Origin of the sequence: Aerococcus sp. NPDC058936 (assembly GCF_042741995.1) — a bacterium.
In the GTDB taxonomy this organism is placed as follows: domain Bacteria; phylum Bacillota; class Bacilli; order Lactobacillales; family Aerococcaceae; genus Aerococcus.
The window spans coordinates 170,759-183,370 of record NZ_JBHYKZ010000005.1 but is presented as its reverse complement, the minus strand read 5'-3'; the positions used below and the strand labels follow the sequence as shown (position 1 = coordinate 183,370).

Annotated in this window: 12 protein-coding genes; 9 read left to right on the top strand and 3 right to left on the bottom strand. The window is 38.5% G+C overall.

The window, feature by feature from the left end; genetic code table 11:
- Positions 1-258 precede the first annotated feature (258 nt).
- From ACFW0C_RS05695 to ACFW0C_RS05660, 8 genes are all read left to right on the top strand, one after another.
- Positions 259-738 carry an RrF2 family transcriptional regulator gene (locus ACFW0C_RS05695; RefSeq protein WP_378106127.1) on the top strand — a complete coding sequence of 160 codons (480 nt, stop codon included), beginning with the start codon at positions 259-261 and terminating at the stop codon, positions 736-738.
- Positions 739-744: 6 nt separating this feature from the next.
- On the top strand, positions 745-3,372 hold the full coding sequence (locus ACFW0C_RS05690; protein ID WP_378106125.1) for a YhgE/Pip family protein: 2,628 nt from the start codon (positions 745-747) through the stop codon (positions 3,370-3,372).
- A gap of 225 nt (positions 3,373-3,597) precedes the next feature.
- Positions 3,598-4,719, top strand: a complete 1,122-nt coding sequence (mltG, locus tag ACFW0C_RS05685) for an endolytic transglycosylase MltG (RefSeq protein ID WP_378106123.1) — start codon at positions 3,598-3,600, stop codon at positions 4,717-4,719.
- Between the two features lie 128 nt (positions 4,720-4,847).
- Complete coding sequence (gene udk, locus ACFW0C_RS05680; protein WP_003140972.1) at positions 4,848-5,483, top strand: uridine kinase; 636 nt, start codon at positions 4,848-4,850, stop codon at positions 5,481-5,483.
- A 118-nt stretch (positions 5,484-5,601) separates the two neighbouring features.
- The gene (gene greA / locus ACFW0C_RS05675) at positions 5,602-6,081 is read left to right on the top strand and encodes a transcription elongation factor GreA (protein ID WP_003140974.1); all 480 of its coding nucleotides are present in this window, start codon (positions 5,602-5,604) and stop codon (positions 6,079-6,081) included.
- A 182-nt stretch (positions 6,082-6,263) separates the two neighbouring features.
- Positions 6,264-7,022 carry a cell wall-active antibiotics response protein LiaF gene (liaF, locus tag ACFW0C_RS05670; RefSeq protein WP_378106121.1) on the top strand — a complete coding sequence of 253 codons (759 nt, stop codon included), beginning with the start codon at positions 6,264-6,266 and terminating at the stop codon, positions 7,020-7,022.
- Positions 7,019-8,080, top strand: coding sequence for a sensor histidine kinase (locus ACFW0C_RS05665; protein ID WP_378106120.1), 1,062 nt, complete (start codon positions 7,019-7,021; stop codon positions 8,078-8,080). Before liaF ends, ACFW0C_RS05665 begins: the two co-directional genes overlap by 4 nt.
- Complete coding sequence (locus ACFW0C_RS05660) at positions 8,073-8,705, top strand: response regulator (RefSeq protein WP_378106119.1); 633 nt, start codon at positions 8,073-8,075, stop codon at positions 8,703-8,705. The genes ACFW0C_RS05665 and ACFW0C_RS05660 overlap by 8 nt, the downstream gene beginning before the upstream one ends.
- A gap of 89 nt (positions 8,706-8,794) precedes the next feature.
- On the opposite strand, the gene rnjA is transcribed toward ACFW0C_RS05660, so the two are convergent.
- Together rnjA and ACFW0C_RS05650 are read right to left on the bottom strand one after the other, a co-directional pair.
- Positions 8,795-10,468, bottom strand: coding sequence for a ribonuclease J1 (rnjA, locus tag ACFW0C_RS05655; RefSeq protein ID WP_378106118.1), 1,674 nt, complete (start codon positions 10,466-10,468; stop codon positions 8,795-8,797).
- Positions 10,468-10,686 (bottom strand): DNA-directed RNA polymerase subunit epsilon, encoded by a 219-nt coding sequence (locus ACFW0C_RS05650; RefSeq protein WP_003142522.1) that lies wholly within the window; start codon positions 10,684-10,686, stop codon positions 10,468-10,470. Before ACFW0C_RS05650 ends, rnjA begins: the two co-directional genes overlap by 1 nt.
- A 176-nt stretch (positions 10,687-10,862) precedes the next feature.
- On the opposite strand from ACFW0C_RS05650, the gene ACFW0C_RS05645 reads away from it, so the two are divergent.
- On the top strand, positions 10,863-11,846 hold the full coding sequence (locus ACFW0C_RS05645) for an aromatic acid exporter family protein (RefSeq protein ID WP_378106116.1): 984 nt from the start codon (positions 10,863-10,865) through the stop codon (positions 11,844-11,846).
- A 76-nt stretch (positions 11,847-11,922) separates the two neighbouring features.
- Here ACFW0C_RS05645 and ACFW0C_RS05640 read toward each other — a convergent pair whose 3' ends face one another.
- Positions 11,923-12,594 carry a hemolysin III family protein gene (locus ACFW0C_RS05640; RefSeq protein WP_378106114.1) on the bottom strand — a complete coding sequence of 224 codons (672 nt, stop codon included), beginning with the start codon at positions 12,592-12,594 and terminating at the stop codon, positions 11,923-11,925.
- Positions 12,595-12,612: the final 18 nt, after the last annotated feature.

The following is a 12,612-nucleotide window of genomic DNA, read 5'->3' as shown; positions in this document are numbered from 1 at the left end:
CTTATTCATGTGGGAATCTCCTATTCTATCTATGGTTGTGGTTAACTTTATGATAATGGAGATTCCTCTTTTTTTGTAAAAAAATATAGAACCAAGGACTTTTTCAAGTCATCAGTCCTATATATTGTAGAGCCGCTTTTTTCATGGAAAAAACTAAATAAATAATTGATGAGAAGAGTGGAAAATACTTGTAAATGAAATAATCAAAAGATAGAATGTATCCATAGATAAATTTCATCCACGAATGGAGGGTATTCAATGAAGATGAAAAGTGGGGTTGAACAGGCCATTTGTATAATGATTATGCTGGCAACCCAGGTCGATCACCGTCCCATAAAAAGCACAATTTTAAGTCGGCGTCTTGAGGTGTCTGATTCATACCTGAAAAAAATCATGCGTTCTTTGGTGGTTTCAGGTTTGGTGCATTCTATAGCTGGTAAGGATGGCGGTTTTGTATTAAAGAAATCACCTAAAGATATGACGATGTTACATATTTATGAAGCGGTTGAGGGCAAAGAAAGTTTTGTTCGACCAACAAATTTAGCAGAAAAAGTATTTTTACATGCTGATAAAATTAAGAATAAAAAACGCGAAGTATTAGATGTATTTTCTGATGCTGAGCAATTATTTAAACAACGATTACAAAGATATACACTTGAATCATTATTAATGGCAGGCACTAATGAAGTGAATGTTATAGATTGGGAATCAATTGTTACTTCTAACGAAAAAGAATAAGAATGGATGTGTGCTGCTTTGATTAAGCAAGAATGGCAATCAATATTTACAAAGAAAAAAATGATCATTATTTTACTAGGGATAGCTTTTATTCCTTCGTTATACACAGTAATTTTTTTGAGTTCTATGTGGGATCCATATGGAAAACTTGCGAATTTACCAGTAGCCGTTGTGAATGAAGACAAGGCAGTTCAATATAATGATGAAAACTTAGCAATAGGGGATAATTTAGTGGATGAGTTGGAAAATTCAGATGAAATGGATTTTGAATTTGTGTCAAAATCAGATGCTGAGGCTGGATTAAAAGATGGTGATTACTATATGGTCATCACCATTCCCGAAAATTTCTCAGAAAACGCCACGAGCTTACTTGAAGATGAACCCAAACAAATGACCTTAAATTATGAAACCAGCGCGGGACATTCTTATATTGCCTCCAAGCTAACCTCTTCTGCAGCTAATACGATTAAGGATTCGGTATCTAGCGAAGTGACTAAAATATACGCGGAAACAATTTTTGCACAATTACAAACTGTGGCAGATAAAATGCAAGATGCTGCGGATGGTGGTAGTCAAATTAAAGACGGTGTAGAAGAAGCTGCAGATGGAAATGCTACAATAACAGAAAATTTAAACACTTTAGCATCATCAAGTCTAATTTTTGCTGATGGGGCAGATAGCTTAGATGTTGGTTTAAACACATATATTGATGGTGTCAGTCAAGTAAACGAAGGTGCTACGGCTTTAAACGAAGGTACCAGTCAATTAACAGATAGTATGCCTGCCTTGACATCGGGCGTAAGTCAATTGACCAGCGGTGCAGGCGATTTAGCTGATGGTAGTGCTACTCTAAGTGCTGGGTTAACTACTTTGTCTGATAATACAGTGACATTAGCAGATGGCGCTAATAGTTTGAACGATGGCATGGTGCAATTAGCTGAAGGGAGTCAGGCTTTAACAGATGGCTTATCACAATTAAATGCGAGTCTAACAAGCGAAGAACAGGCTGCGAAAATAACAGCTTTACAAACCGGATTAGATCAAATGAAATCAGGTTTAGATAATTTAGATAGTAGTTTACAGAATTCAAGTTTAGCTGGAGACTTATCAGATGTTACTGGCCAATTAGAGACATTATCGACTGCAATGGCAGATGTGCAAACACAATTGACCAGTATTGTAGCAGTTAGTGACCCAACTAGTAATACAGAAGCTGTTTTAACAGCAATTGAAGCAAGCGGGGCTGCATTAACGCCTGAACAAGAGGCTGCAGTTAGTACGGCTGTTGCAAACCAATTTACGACAGTGGCCACTACTCAAGCGGGCTCAGTTCAAACGATTTCTACTGATTTATCGTCTCTATCTAGTTTGCAAGACGTTGATGTCACGGCAATTGGTAGCCAGATTGCTAATTTACAAGCAAGTGTTCATCAATTAACTGAAGGGTATGATGCTTTATATGATGGTACCAATACCTTAATTGATGGCGTTAACCAAGTGGCATCTAGTAGCAATACCTTATTAGCGGGCGCACAGACACTGGATGCTGGAATAGATCAAGCACAAAGTGGTGCTACTGCATTAGCTTCAGGTATGAGTCAACTGAATGACGGTACCCAAGAATTGAATGCGGGTGGTTTATCACTAACAGATGGTTCTAATCAATTGAGTGAAGGTCTTAATACATTGAATAGCCAAACAGGCACTTTGGCTGATGGCGCCATTCAATTGCAAGCAGGTACACAAGCCTTGGCTGATGGTACTGGCCAACTAGTTGCTAATAGTGGTCAATTAACTGATGGTACTAGCCAACTTGCAGATGGTGCAGGGCAAATTGCAGATGGAGCAGATCAATTGGCGAATGGTTCACAAACATTAGGTGACGGCCTAGGCACAATCGCTGTTGGTACATCTGAATTAAGTACACAGTTAGCGAATGGTAGTCAAACGCTGAACGAAGTTGATGCAACTGACAATACGTATGACATGATGGCAGAACCAGTCGACACTAATCAAACTGAAACCGCACCAATTCCAAATAATGGTACAGGGATGGCGCCATATATGATGTCTGTTGCTTTATTCATCGGTGCAATTACCTTAAATCTAATGTTCGATAGTTATACACCTAAAGGTCGCCCTAAAAATGGCATCAGCTGGTGGGCAAGTAAATTCTCTGTGTTGGCAGTGGTTGGTATTCTGCAATCCTTGATTATGGTATTTCTATTACATACAGTGAATGGTTTAGAAACATTTTCTATGAGTAAAACATTACTCGTAACGATAATAACAGCCTTAACTTCAATTTCGATTGTCATGTTATTTAATTTATTGTTTGATAAAATTGGCTCTTTCATAATGTTAATTTTCTTGATTTTACAACTGTCAGGTTCAGGTGGTACCTATCCAATTCAATTGTCAAATCCATTCTTTGAAGCGATCCATCCCTACCTACCAATTACTTATTCTGTAGATGCCTACAGACAATTATTCGGTATAGGTGGTAGCATAAGCACTGATGTAATTGTTTTAACGTCAATTCTGATTGTGTTCACGCTTTTAATCATTATCTTCTACACTATAAAGTACAAGAAATTGAAAGCAAATGACTTTAAGACGCAAGCAGCAGTGTAGTGCAATTTTGTTAAAAACACGGTTAGGGGAATGTTACCTTACCGTGTTTTTTGATGTGGATTCAATTGTAGTCGGATTTCGCATCCTATCTGACCGCCCGCGCTCACATCCTGTGCAATATTACAGTTTTTTTACGTTTGTTTGTATTTATCTAACATTTATATAGAAAAATTACCCATTCATGTATAATGGGATTAATGATTTTACTAGAAGAGGAGTCGCTATATGTCTAAGAAAGCACGCGAAGATTTTTACAAAAAGCAAAGAGATCTTGATCGTAAAGCAGAATCTACTGCTTCAAAAATAGCTAAATGGTTTTTAGTTGTTGCCGCAGCCCTTATTGTGGTTGTCGGATTATCTCTATCGTTTATGATTTTTACAGGAGGTATTGGAAGCTCTGATGAAACTGTCGAAGTTACCATACCAGAAGGGTCGACAACAGCTGATATTGCAGGCATCATGGATGACGAAGGCGTTATCTTTAACGATTTCCTTTTTACAACTTATTTGAGATTCTTTGGGGATGACGCGATTGAAGCGGGGACTTACACCTTACACAAGAATCTCGGCTATACAGATGCGAATAACGAACTACAACAAGGGGCTACAGCTCAAGTTGATTCAGTTGCTATTCCTGAAGGTTCATCACTAGAGGCCATTTCGCAAATTATTGCAGATGCGCTTGGCATTGAACAAGAAGACGCTTTAGCACAAATGACGGATGACGCTTTATTCGATGAATTATTGGCCACATACCCAGAATTGTTGACTAACGTATCGGAAAATGACGACGTGCGCTACAAGTTGGAAGGGTACTTATACCCAGCAACTTATGAATTGTCATCCACTGCAACGGTTGCAGACATCGTGACTATGATGGTTGGGGAAATGGAAAATGTTCGTCAAACCCACACCGCTGAAATTGAAGCGTCTGGTTTCACTTTCCACGAATTCTTAACATTAGCTTCATTGGTTGAAGCAGAAGCATCTTCACTAGAAGACCGTGAATTGATTGCTGGTGTATTCATCAACCGTTTAGAAATCGATATGCCAATTCAATCAGATATTTCAGTTTTATATGCGAACAATACGCATTCTGCATACGTAACGAATGAGGATGCTGCAGTTGATTCACCGTATAACTTGTACATCAATACTGGTTTTGGACCGGGACCATTTAATAACCCTGGTATCGAAGCTATCGAAGCTTCTATGAATCCAACAGAATCTGACTACCTATACTTTGTGGCTGATTTAACAACCGGTGAAGTATATTATTCAGAAACATATGAAGAGCATGATGCTTTAGTTGAACAATATGTATCTGAAGAGAATGCTGACTTATAATCAGAAGGGTCTAATGCGATTAAAAAAATAAAAATAGCTTGAATTTACTTGCAATTGAGAACATTTTTCTCTATATTTAATAGCAGTGAATTCGAGCTTATTTTTAATATCAGGAAGGTGTGTTTTGAATGCGTAAGCCAATCATCATTGGTGTAACAGGGGGTACTGGTTCTGGTAAGACTACTGTAACCCGTAAAATTATAGAAGAATTTGGAGATGTAAGTTTAGCTTATATTCCACAAGATGCTTATTATAAAGATCAAAGTCATTTAACAATGGATGAACGTGTGTTAACTAACTATGACCACCCATTTGCATTTGACAATGACTTACTTAGCGAGCATATTAGACAATTATTGGATGGACAAGCTGTCCAAATGCCGGTTTATGATTTCACTCAACACAATCGTGCAGAAGAAACGATTCGTGTAGAACCTAAAGAGGTGATTATAATTGAAGGTATCTTAATCTTCTCTGATAAAGAGCTTCGTGATTTGATGGATATTAAAGTCTTTGTAGATACAGATGACGACATTCGTATCATCCGTCGTATTAAACGTGATATGGCTGAACGTGGCCGTTCTTTAGATTCAATTATCGACATGTACACATCGATTGTTAAACCGATGCATGAGCAATTTATTGAACCTACAAAAAAATTCGCGGATATTATCATCCCTGAAGGTGGATCAAATAATGTTGCAATCGATTTGATGACGACAAAAATCCGTTCAATCATTCCAAATGATTTAAAAATCGATTAATTAAAATTTTATTAGAAGATATCAGATAAAGTGTATTGCAAAATTTCTAGTTCCATGATATTGTGGGTCTATTCACTTTTGATAAGTTGAAATTACTATTGTTGTTAGGAGTAAAAGTATGGCAGAAGAAGTATACCCAATGACCCAAGAAGGTCTTGAGAAAATTCAACAAGATTTAGACGAGTTAAAAATTGTAAAACGTAAAGAAATTGTAGAACGAATCAAAATCGCACGTTCATACGGAGATTTATCAGAAAACTCTGAATATGAAGCGGCTAAGGATGAACAAGCTTTCGTTGAAGGGCAAATTCAAAAATTAGAAAAAATGGTTCGTTACGCTAAAATTATCGATCCAAATGAAATCGATGAAGGTATCGTTTCATTAGGTCGTAAAGTAACTTTTATTGAGTTACCAGATGGCGACGAAGAAGTTTACTCAATTGTTGGTCGTGCAGAAGCAGATCCATTAGATGGTAAAATTTCTAATGAATCGCCGATTGCACAAGCATTAATTGGTAAAGGTGTGAACGATGAAGTAACGATCGAAACACCAGGCGGCGACATGGTTGTTAAAATCACAAGCGTTGACGCAATCTAATTCAAGCAAATTTCAAGACATATCTCTACCATTCGCATGGTGGGGGTATGTCTTTTTTGCTGTAATGGCAATCTTTAAGGCTTAAGTCCAATGTAAAAGTCATTCAGTTCTCATAAAATGGTCGTATATAGTAAAATGTAGAAGTGGTATGATTAGAGTATATAATTAGGATGGAGGGCATTATGAGAAATCTTTGGATGATTTTAGCTTGTTTTGCCGGGTTGATTGTTTTTACCGGCTTATTAATTAAGCCAGAAAATTTGATTGCCATTGTTGTGGGTTACGGGTTATTAGCTGTGAGTAACCGGATAAAATTAAAAATGACAGCAGATAAGAAAAACCAAAGTTGGTTAAACTTGATTCTTGTTGCCATAGGGTGTTTTCTGATTTTTATTGGGGTTGTGACTTTGCCATATATCTCAAGTATTTTATTGGCTATGATGATTGTTGGCTTGATCTACTATGCGATTGTGAGAGACAAGTCGGAAAATGACCATCATGACTTAACCTTACGTCAAACCAAAATTGTAGCTGCTGAAGATGGTGCATTTCAGGATCAAGAGAAGGTAGCTTTCCTTAAATTCGACTACTTATTCAACAATGGTCCCTACAAGGAAGCGGTATATGCTTGGGAAGATGTGGAAATATATCATCTATATGCCAATACTTTTATCGATTTCGGGTCAACAATTGTCCCTGTTGGAACCAATGTGGTCGTAATTAACCAGCTAATCGGTCAAACGAAACTTGTTGTACCTGAAGGGGTAGGTCTTGAATTACATGTCAATGGTTTTCGTACTGAAGTCAATTGGAATGGGGAAAAAGTGGCTCTAAACAATGAGCGTAAAACCTTTGAAAGCGCATCTTACCAGCAAAGTAACCGAAAAATTTACTTGCAAGTTTCTCAAGGTTGGGGAACAGTTGAGGTGGTCTTTCTATGAGAAGTCGTCGCTTTTTAACTATTTTCCTAGTTACATGGTTGTCCCTTTTGACATTAGCGATTGGGGCTTATTTATTCCTTATAGTTGTACCAAATACCTTAAATATCGATCGGTCTTATCTTGAATTAGCACGGTTGGCTCTGCCCTTTGTTTATCTATTAGTCTTTAATATAGTGATTTCATTGGTTGCAAGCTTTGTCTTGTATTTCTTTCTATACAAGGATGAGCATAAATTAACGGCTAAGCTGACTGCCTTGGCTGCTAGAAAATATGATTCACCCATCTTTCAAGAAGAAGGTGCGGGCATCTATACGGATGAACAAGTGAATGCACAAATCGAGCGGTTGAGGGCCATGTTTCAGAATATGGAAATGGCTTTACAAGCCAAAACGGTGGCAGATGAGGCAACTTCTGAGATGAACCGAAACGAACTAGTCAAAGAGGAACGGCAACGGATTGCGCGGGAATTGCATGACTCAGTGAGTCAGCAATTATTTGCTATGACCATGATTTTATCGGCTATACAAGAGCAGGCGGACAATATGGATCCTGTAAACCGGCAATTAATCGGTAAGGTGGCAGATATGGTGGACCAGGCACAAGCTGAAATGCGCTCCTTACTACTCCATCTGCGGCCAATTTCCTTGACCAATCAAAGCCTTGCTGAGGGAATTCAACAACTCTTTAGGGAGCTTGAAACCAAGGTTAAAATCAACTTTGAAGCCTCCGTAACGGATGTCCAGCTATTACCTGAGGTAGAGAACCACCTATTCCGAATCGTCCAGGAATTATTATCCAATTCTTTACGTCATGCTAAAGCGCAGATTATAGAGTGTCATTTATATGAAAAAGATCGGAATATCTATATGCGATTTTCGGATGATGGCGTGGGTTTTGATACCGATAAGGAATTGCTAAAAAGTGGTGGTTATGGCCTGAAAAATATACAAGAGCGGGTGGCTCAGCTAGGTGGATCTACCAATATTATTTCCTTTGAAAAACAGGGAACTTTGATACAAATCGTGATACCAAGAAAGATGGAGGCAATGTATGATTAGCGTATTGTTAGTAGATGACCATGAAATGGTCAGATTAGGCGTTTCTACCTACTTATCTACCCAAGCGGACCTAAAGATAGTAGGAGAGGCCAAAGACGGGGTAGAGGGCAAGACAATGGCCTTATCCCTGCAACCAGATATCATTTTAATGGATTTAGTCATGGATAATATGGATGGCATCCAAGCTACGCAAGAAATCTTAGCTGAATGGCCAGAAGCCAATATTTTAATCGTCACTTCCTTTATTGATGATGAAAAAGTGTATCCAGCTATGGAAGCTGGGGCTAAGGGCTATATTTTAAAAACGTCCTCAGCCAGTGAAATTGCATCAGCCATTCGCCGAACGTATGCTGGTGAATCTGTTATTGCCCCTACAGTGAATGAAAAACTGATTGCCCATGAAGTCGAAGCCAACCGTCACTATCTGCATGATGATCTCACGACACGTGAACAAGAAGTCTTGCAGTTAATTGCGGCTGGCAAATCAAACCAAGAGATTGCTGACGAATTGTTCATCACATTGAAAACTGTTAAAACCCATGTATCCAATATTTTGTCCAAACTTGGGGTGGAAGACCGGACCCAAGCAACGATATACGCCTTCCAAAACCAATTGGTTGAATAGATTATTGATAACAGAAAAGCAAAAACCTGCGATGAAAGCTAACTTAGTTAAACATCGCAGGTTTATTTTTCTATTGTGAATAATCTTGATTACACAGGCATTACGACTGCCATAATCATTGGGTTACGTTTAGTACGTTTATACAAGAATGGTTGTAGGGCATTTTGCATAGCGTCACGTAAGATTTTTTCGTTAACCTTCTTACCAGAATTTAGGTGACCGATAACAGTGGTACGGATTACTTTTTGTGCATCTTGGATTAAACCAACTGATTCACGCATATAAATGAAACCACGAGAAACGATATCAGGACCAGCGAGTAATTCATTCTTAGTAAAGTCAACAGATACAACTGCTAGGACTAAACCATCTTCAGAAAGGTTATGACGGTCTCGTAAAACAATGTTACCAATATCCCCAATACCTTTACCATCAACGTAGACTGCTTCACCAGGGAAGCTACCTGCGCGACGAGCAGAGTCTTGTGTTAAGGCCAAGACTTCACCGTTTTGCATGATAAAGATGTTGTCGTGTGGAATACCAACTAATTCAGCTTGCTCCGCTTGAATAGACAGCATACGGTATTCACCGTGGACTGGCATGAAGTACTTCGGTTTCATTAATGACAGCATTAATTTTTGTTCTTGCTGACCACCATGTCCTGAAGTATGAACATTGTTTACCTTACCATGGATAACTTCCGCCCCTGCAGCAAGCAATTGGTTGATCACTTGGTTTACAGATAGGGTGTTACCTGGGATTGGGCTAGATGAGAAAATCACAGTATCATCAGGTTGGATAGAGATTTGACGGTGGGTACCGTTTGCAATCCGTGATAGGGCCGCCATTGGCTCACCTTGAGAACCTGTACACATGATTAAGATTTCATTTGCCGGGTATTGGTTGATCTCATTGCTTTGGATGAAGGCATCTTCACCAACGTTGAAGTAGCCAAGTTCGATAGCGTTTCGAATGGCAGCTTCCATAGAACGACCAAAGACAGCTATTTTCCGTCCTTGGGCTACAGCCACGTCAATGGCTTGTGATAGACGGGAAATATTTGAAGCGAATGAGGCGAAGATAATTCGACCTTCAATATTTGACATGATATCCGCCAATGATTCACCAACAACACGTTCTGATTGGGTAAAACCTGGAATCTCAGCATTTGTTGAGTCACCAAGTAACAATAGCACGCCTTCTTCACCGATTTTAGCCATTTTATGGATATCAGCAGGTTGACCTACTGGGGTGAAGTCAAACTTGTAGTCACCAGTAAATACCACGTTTCCTGGTGGGGTCTTTACAACAATCCCCATTGCGTCAGGAATAGAGTGGGTCGTGCGGTAGAAAGATACGGATGTCTTTCTAAACTTGATGACAGAGTCTTCATCAATAATATGTAATTCTGCATCGCGTAATAAACCGTGTTCTTCTAATTTATTTTTGATTAGAGCCATGGCTAATTTGCCAGCATAAATCGGAATATTAATTTGTTTCAGTAAGAAAGGAATACCCCCTATATGGTCTTCGTGACCGTGGGTGATGAATAAACCTTTCACCTTTTGTTCGTTTTGAATTAAGTATTGGTAGTTAGCGATAACGTAGTCAATACCTAACAAATCGTCTTCTGGGAATTTAACCCCAGCGTCTAATAATAAAATTTCGTCTTGAAATTGGACTCCGTAAGAGTTTTTACCGATTTCGTCTAATCCCCCGAAAGCGAAAACGCCAACTTCATTATTTTTTATATCAACTTTCATTAATTAGAAAGCTCCACAACTTTAAAGTCTGGATTTTGTTGTTCGTATTCTAAATGCGCACCTTCAAGTGGTTGGATAAACTCTACTAGATAGGGGGTTTCATTCTCTAGGTGGGCACGAACCTCACGTTTAGTTTCAGCTTGGACATACATAGTGTGTGTTGATTCACGACGTGGTACTTCAGTCAATGAATCTTGATAAGTTACTTTAAAAATCATTTTTTGCTCCTTTTATAAATTTATTAAAAATGTGATCTTACTCGCTTACACTATTCTACCATATTTCATTATCATTGCGCACATTTTTAGAAATTTGTTGATAAGGTACGTTCTCATAAAATAGCTTTCAGATTATATGGTAAAATAGCTATGAATGAAGTTAAAGGAGCGATTAAATGCGTGTAGCGATCAAGAGTGCAAAATATGCCGTGGCTACTTTTATTGCCATATTTTTAGCCCAATGGTTGGGCCTAGATTATGCAGTATCTGCCGGGGTTATAGCCATCCTATCCCTAGCAGAAACCAGTAAGAAAACTATCCAATACATCGGCAACTTGACCTTAACAATGATCTTGAGTTTATTGATTGCCACCGTATTATTTAATCTTTTCGGATATGAAATTTGGGTATTTTCACTTTACCTACTGATTACTTACCCCATTTCTGTCTACCTCAAGAGTGATAATGCTATTGCCCCGTGTGCCGTATTTATTTCTCACTTGTTGCTAGAACAAGCTTCTGATTTTAATTGGTGGGTCAATGAAATGCTTCTATTAGTGATTGGTGTCGGGATTGCAGTAATTGTCAATTTGTATCAGACATCAGCCAGTGTCGAGATGGACAAGTTAAAAGAGCAAATTGAAGAGGAAATGCAAATCATTTTAAATCAACTAGCTGACAGAATGGATACCCCTGACCACCAGGACCATTTCTTGTATGAACAAATCGATCAGGCTTACGAGCTGGCGAAACACGGTGAATTCCTGGCATTGAAGGAAGCTGAGAATAATATCACTGGCGATGTCCAAAACTACTATTTGAATTATTTTTCCATGCGGTCGAACCAACTGATCATCCTCTATGATATCAACAATTCCTTGGATAATATTTATGAATTAACTGACCAGACTTATGACTTGAGTGGTTTCTTTCGACATGTTAGTCAACAATTGTCGGAATCTAATACAGCGGCCAAACTTCGAAATGAATTAGAACAATTGAAGTCACGGTTTAGACAGCAACCTTTACCACAAAGTCGAAATGAATTTGAAACCCGGTCTATGCTCTTTGATATCTTGTTAGACTGCGAAAAGTTCTTGAATCTTAAATACGAGTTTTATAAATCTGGTCACCGTTTAAAATATTTACAAAGCAAATAAAAATACCAAGCATAGTTGAGTAGCAGGACTACTAAACTATGTTTGGTATTTTATTATTCATATAAATCATTTCATCTTACACATATAATAAGACGGCGAAGTACATCGCGATTGAACCACCGAGTACAAATAAGTGCCAAATGACATGCCAGAATTTCAAGTTATCATGGGCGTAGAAGATAGTGCCGACTGTATAAGTTACCCCGCCGGCGATTAGCCAAGCGATGCCACCAGAACCGATAGCTGTGGCCATTTGCGGGATAGCGATAACACCAAACCAGCCCATTAAAATATATAAAAGGGTGGAGAATTTCTTCATCTTATCTAGGAAGAGGATTTTACCGACAATCCCAAATAGGGCGATGGCCCATTGTGCAATAAAGATAAACCAGCCAAAGGCACCACCAATAGCGACTAAGGCGAAGGGGGTGTAAGATCCAGCAATTAAAATAAAAATCGATGAATGGTCGATAATTTTCAGGATACCCGCAGCTTTGGTAAATGAAAAGCTGTGGTATAAGGTTGAAGCCAAGTATAGGGCACACATAGAGATGCCGTACATCACGTATGAAAAAGTTTCGATACTATTTTGGTTTTCAACACCTTTAAGGATGAGGAAAACGGTGGCAACAATAGAAAGGACAAAGCCAATACCATGTGTCACTGAATTCAGGACCTCATTCGTGATATAATAAGCTTTCGTATAAGGCAATTTGATTTTTTCTTGACTACGTGAATTAGCAGACATCATTTTCCTCCTTTAGTA